Source organism: Streptomyces sp. NPDC008092 (assembly GCF_042957285.1).
In the GTDB taxonomy this organism is placed as follows: domain Bacteria; phylum Actinomycetota; class Actinomycetes; order Streptomycetales; family Streptomycetaceae; genus Streptomyces.
The window spans coordinates 79,616-95,391 of the sequence record NZ_JBIBHY010000008.1; the positions used below are offsets into that span (position 1 = coordinate 79,616).

18 protein-coding genes are annotated in these 15,776 nt (G+C 71.5%); 9 read left to right on the forward strand and 9 right to left on the reverse strand.

Going from position 1 to position 15,776, the window contains the following annotated elements; all coding sequences use genetic code 11:
- Nucleotides 1–62: 62 nt before the first annotated feature.
- Nucleotides 63–1,349, forward strand: coding sequence for an ion channel protein (locus tag ACFZB3_RS25980; protein WP_391379033.1), 1,287 nt, complete (start codon nt 63–65; stop codon nt 1,347–1,349).
- A gap of 40 nt (nt 1,350–1,389) precedes the next feature.
- Nucleotides 1,390–2,799, forward strand: coding sequence for a glutamate decarboxylase (locus tag ACFZB3_RS25985; protein WP_391379035.1), 1,410 nt, complete (start codon nt 1,390–1,392; stop codon nt 2,797–2,799).
- A 143-nt stretch (nt 2,800–2,942) separates the two neighbouring features.
- Here the strand turns inward: ACFZB3_RS25985 and ACFZB3_RS25990 are convergent, their stop codons facing one another.
- From ACFZB3_RS25990 to ACFZB3_RS26000, 3 genes are all read right to left on the reverse strand, one after another.
- Entirely contained in the window at nt 2,943–3,482 is a 540-nt protein-coding gene (locus tag ACFZB3_RS25990) for a DinB family protein (protein ID WP_391379036.1), read from the reverse strand.
- A gap of 113 nt (nt 3,483–3,595) precedes the next feature.
- Nucleotides 3,596–5,056: an aldehyde dehydrogenase family protein gene (locus ACFZB3_RS25995; RefSeq protein WP_391379038.1), complete on the reverse strand. Its 1,461-nt coding sequence runs from the start codon at nt 5,054–5,056 to the stop codon at nt 3,596–3,598.
- Between the two features lie 127 nt (nt 5,057–5,183).
- Nucleotides 5,184–6,008 carry a Scr1 family TA system antitoxin-like transcriptional regulator gene (locus ACFZB3_RS26000; protein ID WP_391379783.1) on the reverse strand — a complete coding sequence of 275 codons (825 nt, stop codon included), beginning with the start codon at nt 6,006–6,008 and terminating at the stop codon, nt 5,184–5,186.
- A 333-nt stretch (nt 6,009–6,341) separates the two neighbouring features.
- On the opposite strand from ACFZB3_RS26000, the gene ACFZB3_RS26005 reads away from it, so the two are divergent.
- Nucleotides 6,342–6,842 (forward strand): ATP-binding protein, encoded by a 501-nt coding sequence (locus tag ACFZB3_RS26005; RefSeq protein WP_391379040.1) that lies wholly within the window; start codon nt 6,342–6,344, stop codon nt 6,840–6,842.
- Nucleotides 6,843–6,933: 91 nt separating this feature from the next.
- Here the strand turns inward: ACFZB3_RS26005 and ACFZB3_RS26010 are convergent, their stop codons facing one another.
- The 5 genes from ACFZB3_RS26010 to rpmG form a co-directional block, all read right to left on the reverse strand.
- Nucleotides 6,934–7,152, reverse strand: coding sequence for a DUF397 domain-containing protein (locus tag ACFZB3_RS26010; protein ID WP_089100703.1), 219 nt, complete (start codon nt 7,150–7,152; stop codon nt 6,934–6,936).
- A gap of 603 nt (nt 7,153–7,755) precedes the next feature.
- Entirely contained in the window at nt 7,756–8,016 is a 261-nt protein-coding gene (gene rpsR / locus ACFZB3_RS26015) for a 30S ribosomal protein S18 (protein WP_391379041.1), read from the reverse strand.
- A 4-nt stretch (nt 8,017–8,020) separates the two neighbouring features.
- Entirely contained in the window at nt 8,021–9,220 is a 1,200-nt protein-coding gene (locus tag ACFZB3_RS26020) for a GTP-binding protein (protein WP_391379043.1), read from the reverse strand.
- Nucleotides 9,220–9,480 carry a type B 50S ribosomal protein L31 gene (locus tag ACFZB3_RS26025; RefSeq protein WP_391379045.1) on the reverse strand — a complete coding sequence of 87 codons (261 nt, stop codon included), beginning with the start codon at nt 9,478–9,480 and terminating at the stop codon, nt 9,220–9,222. Before ACFZB3_RS26025 ends, ACFZB3_RS26020 begins: the two co-directional genes overlap by 1 nt.
- Before the next feature lie 9 nt (nt 9,481–9,489).
- Entirely contained in the window at nt 9,490–9,654 is a 165-nt protein-coding gene (rpmG, locus tag ACFZB3_RS26030; protein WP_217556043.1) for a 50S ribosomal protein L33, read from the reverse strand.
- Nucleotides 9,655–9,728: 74 nt separating this feature from the next.
- Here rpmG and rpmB point away from each other — a divergent pair, with 74 nt between their 5' ends.
- The 4 genes from rpmB to ACFZB3_RS26050 all read left to right on the forward strand — a co-directional run bounded on the left by rpmB (nt 9,729) and on the right by ACFZB3_RS26050 (nt 11,622).
- Nucleotides 9,729–9,965, forward strand: a complete 237-nt coding sequence (rpmB, locus tag ACFZB3_RS26035) for a 50S ribosomal protein L28 (RefSeq protein ID WP_391379048.1) — start codon at nt 9,729–9,731, stop codon at nt 9,963–9,965.
- Between the two features lie 18 nt (nt 9,966–9,983).
- Complete coding sequence (gene rpsN / locus ACFZB3_RS26040; RefSeq protein ID WP_391379049.1) at nt 9,984–10,289, forward strand: 30S ribosomal protein S14; 306 nt, start codon at nt 9,984–9,986, stop codon at nt 10,287–10,289.
- 207 nt (nt 10,290–10,496) lie between these two features.
- Nucleotides 10,497–10,952, forward strand: coding sequence for a hypothetical protein (locus ACFZB3_RS26045; RefSeq protein ID WP_391379051.1), 456 nt, complete (start codon nt 10,497–10,499; stop codon nt 10,950–10,952).
- A gap of 154 nt (nt 10,953–11,106) precedes the next feature.
- Nucleotides 11,107–11,622 carry a DUF4232 domain-containing protein gene (locus ACFZB3_RS26050; RefSeq protein WP_391379053.1) on the forward strand — a complete coding sequence of 172 codons (516 nt, stop codon included), beginning with the start codon at nt 11,107–11,109 and terminating at the stop codon, nt 11,620–11,622.
- A gap of 298 nt (nt 11,623–11,920) precedes the next feature.
- Here ACFZB3_RS26050 and ACFZB3_RS26055 read toward each other — a convergent pair whose 3' ends face one another.
- Nucleotides 11,921–13,057: a DUF2786 domain-containing protein gene (locus ACFZB3_RS26055; protein ID WP_391379055.1), complete on the reverse strand. Its 1,137-nt coding sequence runs from the start codon at nt 13,055–13,057 to the stop codon at nt 11,921–11,923.
- A 160-nt stretch (nt 13,058–13,217) separates the two neighbouring features.
- Here ACFZB3_RS26055 and ACFZB3_RS26060 point away from each other — a divergent pair, with 160 nt between their 5' ends.
- Together ACFZB3_RS26060 and ACFZB3_RS26065 are read left to right on the forward strand one after the other, a co-directional pair.
- Complete coding sequence (locus ACFZB3_RS26060; protein ID WP_391379057.1) at nt 13,218–14,012, forward strand: Clp protease N-terminal domain-containing protein; 795 nt, start codon at nt 13,218–13,220, stop codon at nt 14,010–14,012.
- Between the two features lie 67 nt (nt 14,013–14,079).
- Nucleotides 14,080–15,768: a bifunctional 3'-5' exonuclease/DNA polymerase gene (locus ACFZB3_RS26065; RefSeq protein ID WP_391379059.1), complete on the forward strand. Its 1,689-nt coding sequence runs from the start codon at nt 14,080–14,082 to the stop codon at nt 15,766–15,768.
- Nucleotides 15,769–15,776 lie beyond the last annotated feature (8 nt).

Sequence of the window (15,776 nt, forward strand, 5' to 3'; positions counted from 1 at the left end):
CGGATTCCGTACGGTGCACGGTTCGGGATGTTATGCCGGTTTTGCCCGCTTATCGTGGGCCCGTGGCCCAGGACACCGCGCAGCAGGCGCTCCCCATCCCGCCCTCGGCCCCCGCGCGCGCCCTGCTGCCGCTGATCCTGCCCGCTCTTGTCGTCGGTGTCGGCAGCAGCCTGCTGTTCCTGCTGGTGAGCTCGCTGGCCGAACAGTTGCAGCACGTGCTGTGGAACAACCTGCCGGACGCGCTGGGCATCGGACGGTACTCGGTGCCGTGGATGCTGGTGATGCTGACGGCCACCGGGGTCGCGGTGGGGCTGGTGGTGTGGAAGGTGCCGGGGCACGCCGGGCCCGATCCGGCCACCCTGGGCCTGGAGGCGGTGGCGCTGCCGCCGGCCGTGCTGCCGGGGCTGGTGCTGGCGACCGTGCTGATGCTGGCGGGCGGGCCGAGCCTCGGTCCGGAGAACCCCCTCATCGCCGTCAACGTCGGGCTCGCGCTGTGGCTGGGGCGGCTCGCGATGCCCCGGCTGCCGGGTTCGCTGTGGCCCGCGCTGGCCGACGCGGCGACGCTCGGCGCCCTGTTCGGGACGCCGGTGGCGGCGGCCCTGGTGATCTCCGAGGCGCTGGCCGGGAAGCCTCTGAAGGGCGCCCTGTGGGACAACCTCTTCGGGCCGCTGCTGGCCGCGGGGGCGGGCGCGATGACGACCGCCCTGGTGGCCCGCCCGACCCTGGACCTCGGGCTGCCCGCGCTCGGCCACCCGCGCTGGCCGGACCAGCTGGCGGCGCTGGTGGTCGCCTCCGCGGCCGCGGTGCTCGGCATGTGCGCCGTGTACGCCTTCCCGTACGTCCACGGCGTCTTCCGGCGCCTCGGGCACCCCATGGTGGCCCTTCCGGCCGGCGGGCTGGTGCTGGGCCTCCTGGGGGCGCTGGGCGGGCATCTGACGCTCTTCAAGGGGCTGGACGAGGTCGAGGAGCTGGCGAAGAACCCGGAGGGCTGGTCGGCCGGGCAGTTCGCCGTGATGACGGTCGTCAAGCTGGCCGCCCTGCTGGTGGCCGCCGCCTGCGGTTTCCGCGGTGGCCGGATCTTTCCGTCGGTGTTCATCGGCTCCGCCCTCGGGCTGTGCGCCCACGCCCTGGTGCCCGCGGTCCAGCCCTCGGTGGGCGTGGCGGCGGGTGTCCTGGGCATGCTGTTGGCGATCACCCGCCAGGGCTGGGTGAGCCTGTTCACGGCCGCGGTGCTGGTGGCCTCGCCGAGCATCATCGCGCTGCTGTGCGTCGCGTCGCTGCCCGCGTGGCTGCTGGTGACCGGGCGGCCGAGAATGCAGTTGCGGGCGGACGGTACGGCCCTGCGCTGATCCTTGTGAAATCCCTCGTGTCGTTCAGGAGGCACTCTTCATGCCGCTGCACAAAGGTCCCCAGAAACACCAACAGCGACCCATGTCCGTCAACCCGTTCTTCGGTGAGGCGAACCCGGTCGCCGGCATGGCCGAGGCCCCGCCCACGCACCGGCTGCCGGACGGCCCGCTGCCGCCCTCGACCGCCTACCAGCTGGTGCACGACGAGCTGATGCTGGACGGCAACGCCCGGCTGAATCTGGCCACTTTCGTCACCACCTGGATGGAGCCCCAGGCGGGCATCCTGATGGCGGAGTGCGACGACAAGAACATGATCGACAAGGACGAGTACCCGCGCACCGCCGAGCTGGAACGGCGCTGTGTGGCGATGCTCGCCGACCTGTGGAACGCGCCGGATCCGGCCAACACCGTCGGCTGTTCGACGACCGGCTCCAGCGAGGCCTGCATGCTGGCCGGGATGGCGCTCAAGCGGCGCTGGATGAAGCGCAACACCGACCGCTATCCGGGCGGCGCCCGCCCGAATCTGATCATGGGCATCAACGTCCAGGTCTGCTGGGAGAAGTTCTGCAACTTCTGGGAGGTGGAGCCCCGGTTCGTGCCCATGGAGGGCGACCGCTACCACCTGGACGCGCAGGCCGCCGCCGACCTCTGCGACGAGAACACCATCGGGGTCGTCGCCATCCTCGGCTCCACCTTCGACGGGTCCTACGAGCCGGTCGCCGACCTCTGCGCGGCCCTGGACGCCCTCCAGGAGCGCACCGGCATCGACGTCCCGGTCCACGTGGACGGCGCGTCCGGCGGGATGATCGCGCCCTTCCTCGACGAGGACCTGGTGTGGGACTTCCGGCTGCCGCGCGTGGCGTCGATCAACACCTCCGGCCACAAGTACGGGCTGGTCTACCCGGGTGTCGGCTGGGCGCTGTGGCGGGAGAAGGAGGCGCTGCCCGAGGAACTGGTCTTCCGGGTCAACTACCTGGGCGGCGACATGCCCACCTTCGCCCTCAACTTCTCCCGCCCCGGCGCCCAGGTGGTCGCGCAGTACTACACGTTCCTGCGGCTGGGACGGGACGGCTACCGCGCGGTGCAGCAGGCGTCCCGGGACGTGGCGACCGGGCTCGCCGAACGCATCGAGGCGCTCGGCGACTTCCGGCTCCTCACCCGGGGGGACGAGCTGCCCGTCTTCGCGTTCACCACCGCCGACCACGTGACGGCGTACGACGTCTTCGACGTGTCCCGGCGGCTGCGCGAGAACGGCTGGCTGGTGCCCGCGTACACCTTCCCGGCGAACCGGGCGGACCTGTCCGTGCTGCGGGTGGTGTGCCGCAACGGCTTCTCGAAGGACCTGGCGGACCTGTTCATCGAGGACCTGTCCCGGCTGCTGCCGGAACTGCGCCGGCAGCCGCATCCGCTGACCCATGACAAGGAAGCGGCCACCAGCTTCCACCACTGAGCGCTCGGCGCTGCGCTGGGAGAGCCGCGAGGTGCCGTCCGCCGTCCGCCGTGTGCCGTCTGCGGCGCCCTCGTGGCTGGTCGCGCAGTTCCTCCCCAGCCTTCGGCCGGGGGTACCCCCAGCGCCCCTTACGGGGCGCTCACCTAGGCGGACTGCTCAAGCGCCACCAGTTCGAAGGCCGTCTTGCCGTCCAGGGACTCGCGGATGATGTCGGCGTGGCCCGCGTGGCGGGCGGTCTCGCGGATCAGGTGGAGGCAGACCCAGCGCATGGAGACCCGGCCCTCCGGCGGGAACCAGGGCTGGGGCGGGAGCGGGAAGGTGTCGTCGAGGCCGGGGACCGAGCGGATGAACTTCTCGGTCTCGGCGGCGACCTGCTCCCAGTACGCCAGCTGCGAGGCCACCGTCTCGTCGCCGACCAGCTGGAAGGTCTCGTGCCAGTTCGACTGGTCGCGCTGGATCGCCGGCGGCTCCTGCTTGGCCCGGGCGATCCAGCTCTGCTCGACCTCCGCGCAGTGCTTGAGCAGGCCCGCCAGGGACAGCTCGCTCGCGCTCGGCCTGCTCGCGGCCTGCTCGTCGGTCAGGCCGAGCAGCGCCCGGCGGATGCCGCCGCGCTGCTCCTCGATGAAGGAGAGCAGAGCTCCGCGCTCGTCGCCCTGTGCTTCCGCGGGAACGTGAGTGACCATGACCGGCCGCCTTTCCTCAGGTGGTGTTTCCCCCGACACGACCGAAGCTACGGGCCCCTTAGGACAGATCTCGTCCTAAAGGGCCCGGGGCGCCGAGATGCTTCAGCGGGGTTCTAGAACGGGAAGCCGCTCCGGCCGTGCTGGACCGAGATCCACTTCAGGGTGGTGAAGGACTCCACGGTCGTCTCGCCGTTCAGGCGGCCGATCCCGGAGTGCTTCTCGCCGCCGAAGGGGACGACGGGCTCGTCGTGGACGGTGCCGTCGTTGACGTGGAACATCCCGGTGTCGATCTGCTTGGCGAAGGCCACGCCCCGCTCGACGTTCCCGGTGTGGACGGCGCCGCTGAGGCCGTAGGGGGTGTCGTTGACCAGGCGCACGGCCTCCTCCTCGCCGTCGAACGGGATGAGGAAGGCGACCGGGCCGAAGACCTCCTGGCGGAGCAGGTCGGAGTCGGCCGGGACGCCGGTGAGGACCGACGGCTCGACCAGGTTGTCGGTGGTCGAGCCGCGTACGAGGGCGGTGGCGCCCTCGGCGACGGCCTGCTCGACCGTGGCCGAAATCGACTCGGCCTGCTGGGAGTTGATCAGCGGGCCGATGACGGTCTGCGGGTCGTTCGGGTCGCCGACCTTGAGGGTCCTCACCTTGGCGACGAACTTCTCCGTGAACTCGTCCGCGATCGAGCGGTCGACCAGGACGCGGTTGGCGGCCATGCAGACCTGGCCCTGGTGGACGTACCGGCTGAAGACCGCCGCGTCGACCGCGTAGTCGATGTCCGCGTCGTCGAGGACCACGATCGCGCTGTTGCCGCCCAGTTCGAGCACCGAGCGCTTGAAGAGCGAGGCGCAGACGGTGGCCACGTGCCGGCCGACCTTGTCGGAACCGGTGAAGGAGATGACCTTGGGGACCGGGTGCTCGATGAAGGCGTCGCCGATCTCCGCGATGTCGGTGACGACGACGTTGAGCAGGCCGCCGGGCAGGCCCGCGTCCTCGAAGATCTTCGCGACCAGGGTGCCGCCGACGATCGGGGTGTTCTGGTGCGGCTTGAGGACCACGCCGTTGCCGAGCGCGAGCGCCGGGGCGACCGACTTGATCGACAGCAGGAAGGGGAAGTTGAAGGGGCTGATCACACCCACGACACCGACCGGCACCCGGTAGACGCGGTTCTCCTTGCCGTCCACCGGGGAGGGCAGGATCCTGCCCTCGGGGCGCAGCGCCCACTGGATCGACTCGCGCAGGAACTCCTTGGCGAGGTGCAGCTCGAAGGCGGCCTTCAGGTGCGTACCGCCGAGCTCGGCGATGATCGCCTCGGTGATCTCCGCCTCCCGCTCCTCGATGAGGCGCAGGGCCTTCTCGAAGACGGCGCGGCGGGCGTAGGGGTTGGTGGCGGCCCACTGCTTCTGGGCGCGCTCGGCGGCCCGGTAGGCCTGATCTATCTCGTCGACCGCGGCTATGGTGATCGACGCGAGCTTCTCACCGTCGTACGGGTTGAAGTCGATGATGTCCCAGGAACCGGTCCCCGGGCGCCACTCACCGTCGATGTACTGCTGGGCCAGGTCAGTGAAGTACGACGACATGTGATCCCCAAATCACTAGCGGCCATGATCAACATCACGGTCTGATCACACGTCATCGTACTTGTGTGACACGCCAGTTGGGGACGGAGAGCGAACTTCTGGGGAGAGCCCCGGGAAAGAGGACGCCCTAGGAGAGCTGGAGCAGCCCGCGCAGCAGGTCCCGGCTCTCGTCCGGTCCCGGGCTGTCCTGCTGGAGTTCCTTGAGCGCCTGCTCGTACTGGGCGACGTCCTCGCGCTTGTCGAGGTAGAGGGCGCTGGTGAGCTGCTCCAGGTAGACCACGTCGGACAGGTCCGACTCGGGGAAGCTCAGGATGGTGAACGAACCGCCCTCCCCGGAGTGCCCGCCGAAGCTGAACGGCATGATCTGCAGCCGTACGTTGGGCCGCTCGGAGATCTCGACGAGGTGCTGGAGCTGGCCGCGCATCACCTCGCGGCTGCCGTAGGGGCGGCGCAGGGCGGCCTCGTCCAGGACGATGTGGAAGTCGGGTGCGTTCTCGGCCACCAGGTACTTCTGCCGCTCCAGGCGCAGCGTGACCCGCCGTTCGACGTCGGCCTCGCCGGCCCCCTTCATACCGCGCCGCACCACCGCGCGCGCGTACTCCTCGGTCTGGAGGAGACCGTGGATGAACTGCACCTCGTAGGCGCGGATCAGATGCGCCGCGCCCTCCAGGCCGACATAGGTGGGGAACCAGGTCGGCAGGACGTCGGAGTAACTGTGCCACCAGCCGGCCACGTTGGCTTCCCGGGCGAGGGAGAGGAGCTGCTCGCGCTCGGCCTCGTCGGTGATGCCGTACAGCGTCAGCAGGTCTTCCACGTCCCTCGTCTTGAAGCTCACCCGGCCCAGCTCCATACGACTGATCTTCGACTCGGAGGCACGGATCGAGTACCCAGCGGCCTCCCGGGTGATTCCCCGGGCCTCGCGCAGCCGCCTGAGTTGCGAGCCGAGCAGCATTCGCCGCACCACCGATCCGGGCTCTCCCGCGCTCACGTTCGCCAGCCTCCCCAACCGTCTTCAGGGCCCGCAGTCTGCCACTAAAACACTTCGAGCAGTACTCGTCCGATTACGGAAACGGCAAGCGGCCAAAGTTTAAGCACAGGAAGTTGCAAGCAGGTAGTAAGCCAAGGGCGGGAAGTTGGCGGAAAAAATGGCCAACAAGCGGTACGGGAGGGTCCAATTCGGTCGCGTGCACGTGCATCTGCCCTTGCATCTGCTGTGCGCATCCGAAACCATGGTCCCGCGCCACCGCTGCATCGCAACGACCGCGAATTCCCGGGAGTGCCTCGCATGGGGACGAATGGATCGACCATGCTCAAGCCATTACGGCAGGGCCTTCCGCCGCTTGATCCCGCGGCCGTGTCCAACGCCGCCTCCTGTGCCCTGCCCGCCCGCTACGAAGCGGTGCGCGAGGCCCGCCTGTTCACCCGGAGAACGCTCGGCCAGTGGGACGTCGGCGACCGCTTCGACGACATCTGCCTCGTCGTGTCGGAACTCGTCACCAACGCCCTGCGGCACGCGGTGCCCGGTGAGACCGACTGCCTCGCGCCCCCGCAGGCGCCGGCGGTGCGGCTGCACCTGATGCGGTGGACCGGACGGCTGGTGTGCGCGGTGCGCGACCCCAGCCACGAGACGCCCGTCCCGCGCGACTCCGACGACTTCTCGGCGGAGTCGGGCCGCGGGTTGTTCCTGGTCGACTCGTTCAGCGACAGCTGGGGCTGGCACCCGCTGGCGGGCACCCTCAGCGGCAAGGTCGTGTGGGCGCTGTTCCGGCTGCAGGCCGCCGAGTGACGGACCCGGCGTCTTCGGACGCCGGGTTTCTACGCGCGTTACCCGCACGTTGTGCACCGAACGCACCGGGTTGCCCCGGATACGGCCGCCGTCAGCTCGTGATCAGGTGGTCGAACTCGCCGTCCTTGACGCCGAGAAGCATCGCCTCGATCTCGGCCCGCGTGTAGACGAGCGCCGGCCCGTCCGGGAAGCGCGAGTTGCGGACCGCGACGTCGCCGCCCGGCAGCCGGGCGAACTCCACGCAGGAACCCTGCGAGTTGCTGTGCCTGCTCTTCTGCCAGGCCACTCCGTCCAGCTGCGTGGCAGCCATGCCGTTGTACACGTCAAACCCCCCGTACACGCCGTCAACGTCGAGGTCGAGGTCCACAGGTCGCTCCCCGGTGGTGCACTAACTGGCTGATGTGACCATTGATGCAGCGGTCAACTGACCCGGATCATAACCTTGTTCACGTGCAGATGCATGAGCAGATGCACGTGCACGGGGGGTGTTCCTGCGATTACAGCTTTGACGTCCGCTTTACCCAACCCGTTCCAGCGTCTGCCCCAGACTCCGCAGGACATGCGACCGCCAGCCCCCGTCCATGATCGCGCGCCGTCATCTGCGCGGGATCGCCCGGATCGAATCCTTCATGCACAAAGAAAAGACGCACACCCCGGCCCCGGTGTTCCAGCGCCCGTGTGATGGTCCGGTGAGCGAGATTGGCCGGATCGGGACCGGACCGCCGGACGGACGCCGTCCACTACCTGGCGTAGGCGAGAACCTGCACGTCGACGACGCGCGAGAGGCCGGTGCGCGGTCGTACGACGACTCGCGCACCGGCCTCTGTGACGTTTCCTGCCGGGCTACGGCGATCGGGCTACGGCGATCCGTCCGCCCCGGCCGGGCCGAGACGGCCGGACTACGACAGCCGGACTACGACGACCGGACTACGACGGGTTGTCGCGCGGTCCCGTACGGCAGCAGTGCCATCTCGCGCGCGTTCTTGACCGCCCTGGCCAGCAGCCGCTGCTGCCGGGCGGAGACGCCGGTGACGCGCCGGCTGCGGATCCTGCCGCGGTCGGAGAGGAACTTCCGCAGCAGGTCGGTGTCCTTGTAGTCGATGTACGTCACGCCCGCCCGCTCCAGCGGGTCGGGCCGGCGCTTCACCGGGCCGCGGTCGGTCTTGCGGGGCATCGGGTCAGACCTCCAGAAGGGTGTCGAAGGCGGGCGGCAGCCGTTTCCAGGCGGCGCGTCCGGCGGCGTACTCGGCATCGGTCAGCAGGCAGGACTCCAGCAGCCGTTCGAGCCCGTCGCGGTCGAGCCCGGGGGACGTGAAGACCAGGCGCTGGCAGCGGTCGCCGTGTTCCGGGTGCCAGTCGAGGGCGGCGGCGGCCCGTCGCACCGGCGGGACCAGGTCCCAGGCCGCGTCCGGCAGGGAGGCGAGCCACGGCCCCGCGCTCTCCACGCACAGGGCGCCGCCCGCCGCGTCCCAGTGCAGCAGCACGTCGGGCTTGTCGGCGAGCCAGAACCGGCCCCGGCTGCGGGCGGCCGCGCAGGTCAGGTCCTCCAGCGCGGCGTACAGCCGCTCGGGGTGGAACGGCCGCCTGCGGTGCCAGACCAGCGTGGCGACACCGTGGCCGTCGGCCTCCGCGGGGAGCAGCGCACAGGCCGGGTGCTGGGCGGCCGCGGCCGCCTCGACGTCGAAACCGGCGAGGGCGGCCCGGGCCAGCGCGCCCGCGGCGCCCGCCAGGTCCCCGGGGTGGCCGCCCGGGAGAGGGACCTGGCGGGCTGTCGGGTGGAGTTGCGCGAGCAGCTCGCGGTCCTCGTCGTCGGCCTCCGGGGAGTCGAGGACGGCGAGGACGGGGGCGTACTCCAGCTGCCGGGCGAAGGTGTCGGCGACCGTGCGCCGGTCGGTGGCGGCCGCGGCGAGCCCGGCGTCGGCGAGGTCGTCGCCGTTGCCGAGGTACGGCAGCAGGAGCGACGGGTCGACGGCGGTGATCACGCCGGTGACGGTGAGCCCGCCGGCGACGACGACCTCGGTCATCGCCTTGGGCTCGACCGAGTCCCACAGCTCCACGATCGCGAGCCGGGTGGCGCCGTCGGCGGCGAGCCGCCGCAGTTCGGGCACCAGGTCCTCGCGCAGGGCGCAGCACGCGCAGTCGTCGACCAGGGGTGTCTCGGCACTGGACAGCAGGCCGCGGGCGTCCCGGACCGTCCGGACGACCGTGCCGTCGGCGGCCGTGGCGAGGTCGTGGTGGAGTACGACGCTCCCCGGGACGTCGGCGAGCAGCCGGGCGACGGCCTGCCTGCGGGCGTCGGCGTGCAGCCCGCCGACGATCACTACGGGGAGCGGGGCGCCTGGGGGCAGGGCTTCGGGGGGCTGGGCTCCGGGGGGCATCAGCCCTGCCTTCCGTACCGTCGCTCGAAGCGCTCCACGCGCCCGGCGGTGTCCAGGACGCGGGCGGTACCGGTGTAGAAGGGGTGGCTGACGTTCGAGATCTCGACGTCGACCACCGGGTAGGTCCGGCCGTCCTCCCACTCGACCGTCTTCCCGGTCGCCTCGGCGCCCGCCAGCGTCGAGCGGGTGAGGAAGGCGTGGTTCGCGGCCCGGTCACGGAACACGACGGGCCCGTAGGCGGGGTGGATTCCGTTGCGCATGGCGGCGGTTCAGCGCTCCTCTCGGAAGTCGACGTGCCGACCCGCGACCGGGTCGAACTTGCGCAGGGTCATACGGTCCGGGTCGTTCCGGCGGTTCTTGCGGGTCACGTAGGTGTAGCCGGTCCCTGCGGTGGACCGGAGCCTGATCACCGGACGGAGTTCGTTGCGTGCCATGGCTGGTACCTTACTGAAAATGAATCCCATTAGCATCAGCTTCTGGGGCTCCAGACCGAGAGAGGTACGTCACCATGTCCGCCCACTGCATGCTGACCGGCGCCCAGCCCGGCTTCGGCAACCGGATCTCCCACTCCCACCGGCGGACCTCCCGCCGCTTCGACCCCAACATCCAGACCCGGCGCTACTGGCTGCCGAGCGAGAACAGGCAGGTACGGCTCCGGCTGAGCGCGCGTGCCGTGAAAACCGTCGACACGATCGGCGTGGAGGCGGCCGTGGCCCGCATCCGCGCGCGGGGCGTGAAGGTCTGACGGGGGCGGGGCACCGACATGGCGAAGAAGAGCAAGATCGCGAAGAACGAACGGCGGCAAGCGGTCGTCGCGCGGTACGCCGCCCGCAGGGCCGAGCTGAAGGAGATCCTCCGACGGCCGTCCTCGACCCCGGCGGAGCGCCTCGCCGCCGGGCGTGAGCTGCGCGGGCAGCCGCGCGACGCGAGCGCCACGCGGGTGCGCAACCGCGACCAGGTGGACGGCCGTCCGCGCGGCTACTTCCGTGCGTTCGGCCTGTCCCGGGTGAAGCTGCGGGACCAGGCCCACAGCGGATACCTACCTGGCGTACGCAAGTCCTCCTGGTGAGTGCTGGTAGCTTGCCGCTGTCGTCCGGGCGGCCGGGCGGCCGACCCCCTAGAGCTCGGGAGCGTTGCGGTGACCACGGCTACGGCGAGTACGGCTACGACGCACAGCGACACGGCTTCGGCGGGGGCCGTTTCGGCACGGACGGCTGCGACGAGAACTGCTTCGGCACGGACGGCTGCGGCGACCGCGCGGCCGGCCCTAAGGACCGTGGCCGCCGCGGCCGGGCTGGTCGGCGCGCTCGCGCTGACCGCGTGCAGCGGGGGCGGCGGGTCCGGCAGCGACTCCTCGGGCACGTCGTCCGCCGGCGCCACCGCCGCGGCCGGTACGGACGGCTCCACGGCCTCCTCCGACGCGCTGCAGGGCAGCTGGATCACCACGAGCGGCGGCAAGATCGTCGCACTGGTCGTCACCGGCAAGGAAGCCGGGCTCTTCGAGACCGGCGGATCCGTGTGCAGCGGGACCGCCGGTGAGGAGGCCGGCATGCGGATGATCCACCTCACCTGCACGAACGGCAGCAAGGACCGGGTCACCGGAATGGTGGACTCGGTCAGCAAGAGCGGCATGAAGGTCACCTGGTCCGGAAAATCGGGCGAGGAGACCTACACCAAGGCCGAGGGCGGCAAGCTGCCGACGGGGCTGCCGACGGCGAGCCTTGGGCAGTAGGGCCGCACAGGACCGTTTCCGACGTGTTTTCGCCGGCCCGCGCGGGTCGGCGAAAACACGTCGGAAACGGTCGTCGGCGGGGGCGGGCGCGCGGGGCCCGGGCCGGGGCGTGATGATGCTGGGACACCGTCACGACCTCGATGGGGATCTGCACATGCGCGCCATTCCGCTCACCGTCACCGCCGTCGCCGCCGCCCTCGCCCTGACCGCCTGCAACAACGGCGGCTCGGGCTCCAGCGGCAAGAACAGCTCGGCCTGCGAGATCGGCAAGGTCTCCGTCCAGGTCGGCTCCGCGAGCGTGGCGCCTGCCGCGGGGGACACCGGCGAGGTGCCGGTGTCCATCACCAACCAGAGTGCGCCCTGCACGCTGGACGGCTTCGCCGGCGTCACGCTGAAGGCGGGCGGCACGTCGGCGACGGTCGCCGCGCAGTCGGGCGCGAAGAGCGACGAACTCAAGCTCGCCAAGGGCGACTCCGCGACGTTCTCGATCAGCTACGTGCGCGGCAAGGACGGCGACCAGGCGAGCCTCGCGGCCACCTCGCTGACGGTGTCCCTGCCGGGGGGCGACGCGACGGAGAGCTTCCCGTGGAAGTACGGGGCGGTGGCGGGCAAGGGGGCGGCGTCGAAGCCGAACGCCGCGGTGGGGGCTTTCCAGCAGGCGGGGGACTGATCCGGGGCCTGATTCGGGGGTTGGTTCATTGGGCCGACTCGTTGGGTTGATTCGGTGGGCCGACTCGGTGGGTTGATTCGGTGGGCCGACTCGGTGGGTTGATTCGGTGGGCCGACTCGGTGGGTTGATTCGGTGGGTTGATTCGGTGGGCGCGGTCGGGTTTCGGCTGACGGGCGGTGGGGGCTGGTCGCGCAGTTCCCCGCGCCCCTGACGGGGCGCCGGCGGGCCTTGGACGCGCCCGCGCGGCGGCAACCGAACGTCGGCACTACCCCTTGCCCCCGCACCGGGGCGCCGGCCCTCAGGGCAGTCGGGTGCGGGAGCGGACCTGGGCCTGGTCCGCGGCTCTTGTGCCTTCCGTCCAGCCCGCTTCGTCGGTCACTCCGCGCAGGCGGGTCGTCGTGGTCTCCGGGAACATCTGCTCCATGCGGTCGGTCACGGCCAGCTCTCTCGTGGCCAGGACCGGGAGCAGGTCCCGGGGCGACTCGGCGTCGGCCACCGCAGACCGGGCCGCTGCTCTGAGGCGGTCGCCGACCCGGTGGGCGTAGGCCGCCAGGAAGGACTGGCGGAAGGTCTTCGTCCGCTTGCGGCCGCCCGCCCGCTGCGCCGCCTCCGCCTTCGTCATCGCGTGCGTGGCCTGCACCAGCAGCGAGGTGTGCAGCAGCTCGACCGCTTCCAGGTCCGCCTCGAAGCCGACGACCGTGGAGAAGGCCAGCGGCTCGTTCCACACCGCGCGGCAGTGGTTGGCCGTGGCGACCGCGTCCAGCAGCACCGCCTTGGCCTGCTCGTACGGCGGCTCGACGCCGATCCGGCAGGCACCCGGCGCGTCCGGCGCGGGCGCACCCGCGGCGAGCAGCGCCTCGTCCACGCTGTGCCGGGCCATCAGCTCCTGCGCCTTGGCGCTGAGCGCCTCCGCCTCCTCCGGAAAGCCGGTCGCCTCCGCCTTGGCGAGCAGCGCGCGGATCCGGGCGAGCATGCGGGACTCCGGGCGGTGCGCGGTCGCGGCGGAGCGCGGCTCGTCGAGGGGCTCCAGGGCGGGCAGCCGCAGCAGCAGGCGGTAGAGCTCCAGGACGGCGGTGGCGTGCGAGAAACGGTCGCCCACGCGCGCGTGGCCGTCCGCCTCCGGCAGTTCGTCGAGCTGCCCCCGCCAGCGGGGGCCGCGCGGCCGGTCGTCCGGTGCCTGCGCCCGGATCAGCCCGGCGGCGAGCCGGAGGTGCGGTTCGTCCAGCTCACGCCGCACCAGCCGTACGACGTCGGCGGGCTGCCAGCCGCGCCGCCAGGCCGCCGCGACGAACTCCCGGCCTCGGTGCGCGAGTTCCGCGTCGGCGCCGGAGTCGGCCGCGAGGAGGGACGCGCCCGTGTCGAGGCCGGAGTCGGTGTCGTCGCACAGGGCGCTCTGGAAGGCTCGGTCGACGGTGCTGGGCTGGCTGCTGGTCACGTGTCGATCGTGCCATGTGGCGCCGGTGGCGTTCGATGGCCGTCCACACCCTGTGGATAAGTGCCCGCCCTGCCGTCGCCGAGCTTCCCTCGCGAGCTCCCTGGCACCAAAGTGTCAACCGACGGTTGACAGGGCCAAGGTGTCAACCTAAGGTTGACACATGGCTACCGACCCGAACATCACGGCATCCGTACGCCTCGACGACCTCATCGCGGCGATCAAGAAGGTGCACCCCGAACCCCTCGACCAGCTCCAGGACGCGGTGATCGCCGCCGACCACCTGGGCGACGTGGCCGACCACCTGATCGGGCACTTCGTCGACCAGGCCCGGCGCTCGGGCGCGTCCTGGTCCGAGATCGGCAAGAGCATGGGCGTGACCCGGCAGGCGGCGCAGAAGCGCTTCGTACCGAAGGAGTCCGCCGCCCTCGACCCCGGCCAGGGCTTCGACCGCTACACCCCGCGCGCGCGGAACGTGGTGATGGCGGCCCACAACGAGGCGCTCGCGGCCCGCAACCCCGAGGGCCGCCCCGAGCACCTGGTCCTCGGCCTGCTGGCCGAACCGGACGGCATCGCGGCGAAGGCGATCCTCGCGCAGGGCGTCCTGCTGGACAGCGTGCGCCAGGCGGCGACGGCCGCGCTGCCGCCGGCCGCCGACGACGTCCCCGACCTCGTCCCCTACGGCCCGGAGGCCAAGAAGGCCCTCGAACTCACCTTCCGCGAGGCCCTCCGCCTCGGCCACAACTACATCGGCACCGAGCACCTGCTGCTGGCCCTCCTCGAACACGAGAACGGCGACGGCGTCCTCAGCGAACTGGGCATCACCAAGCCCGCGACCGAGGAGTACATGACCAAGGTGCTGTCGCTGCTGCTGGAACAGAAGAACGCGGCGGCGGAGGCGGCGGGCGCGGCCGAGGCGGCGGGAACGGAGGGAACGGCAGGCACGGAGGCTGGCTGAAAAGCCCGCCGGAGCGCTGAATCCGCAGGTCAGAGCGTTTGTCAGTGGTGGGTGCCACACTCGCAGCATGACCGACCGGTGGGCTCTCGCTCCGGCCGAGGACGGTGGCGTGGACGTCGCCCCCCTCGGTCCGGACGGGCTGCCCGCCGGACCGGTGCGGCGGGAGCCCGATCTCGCCGGGGCGGTCAGGGGCCGCCCGGAGGTAACGCGCTGGGTGTGGCGGTCGACCGCCGAGGTCTACCCGCGTCTGCTCGCCACGGGGGTGCGAGTGGAGCGGTGCTACGACATCGAGGACGCCGAGACACTTCTGCTGGGCCACGAGGGACGGTCCGGCGAGCCGCACTCGGCCGCCGCCGCCCTGGCCCGCCTCCGCGGCGGCCCCGTACCGCCGGACCCGCCGCAGCGCGCGGCCGAGCCGGGCGCGCAGTCCCCGCTGTTCGAGCCGCAGGGCACCGCCCGCCTGACGCTCGACGAACTCCTCGCGGTCTACGCCGAGCAGCAGCGCCGGCACGACCGGGCCGAACACCCGGACCGGATGCGGCTGCTGACCGCCGCCGAGTCGGCGGGGATGCTGATCGCCGCAGAGATGAACGGCGCGGGCGTGCCCTGGAGCGCCGAGGTGCACCGCGAGGTGCTGCGCGAGCTGCTCGGCGAGCGGTACGCGGGCGGCGGCGAGCCGCGCCGGCTGGCCGAGCTGGCCGACGAGGTGTCGGCCGCGTTCGGCAGGCGGGTGCGCCCGGACCTGCCGGCCGATGTGGTCAAGGCCTTCGCCCAGGCCGGGATCAAGGTGAAGTCCACCCGCCGCTGGGAGCTGTCGGCCGTCGACCACCCGGCCGTGAAGCCGCTCCTCGAATACAAGAAGCTCTACCGGATCTGGGTGGCGCACGGCTGGACCTGGCTCCAGGACTGGGTACGCGACGGCCGTTTCCGGCCCGAGTTCCACGCGGGCGGTACGGTCACCGGGCGCTGGGTGACCAACGGCGGGGGCGCGCTGCAGATCCCCAAGGTGATCCGGCGGGCCGCGGTCGCCGACCCCGGCTGGCGGCTGGTCGTGGCCGACGCCGACCAGATGGAACCGCGCGTGCTGGCGGCGATCTCCCGCGACCCCGGCCTGATGGAGGTCGCCGGGCGGGAGACCGACCTGTACCAGTCCGTTTCCGACCGCGCCTTCTCCGGCGACCGCGCGCAGGCCAAGCTCGCCGTCCTCGGCGCGGTCTACGGCCAGACCTCGGGCGACGGACTGAAGAACCTGGCCGCACTCAGACGCCGTTTCCCCAAGGCGGTGGCGTACGTCGACGAGGCGGCGCGAGCGGGCGAGGAGGGCCGGCTGGTGCGCACCTGGCTGGGCCGGACCTGTCCACCGGCGACCGGCGCGGGCGACGGCACCGAGGAGGCCGGGATGCCCCAGGAGGAGCCGGAGGAGCAGGCCGCCGAGGGCTGGGTGCCGGGGTACGCCTCCACCAACTCCCGGGCCAGAGGCCGCTTCGCACGCAACTTCGTGGTGCAGGGCAGTGCCGCCGACTGGGCCCTGCTGATGCTCGCGGCACTGCGCCGGACCTGCGCGGACCTCTCGGCCGAGCTGGTCTTCTTCCAGCACGACGAAGTGATCGTGCACTGCCCCGAGGAGGAGACCGAGACGGTCGTGGCGGCCATCCGGGAGGCGGCCGACCTGGCCGGACGGCTGACGTTCGGCCGGACACCGGTGCGGTTCCCGTTCACGACCGCGGTGGTGGAGTGCTATGCCGACGCGAAGTGACCGGTCCG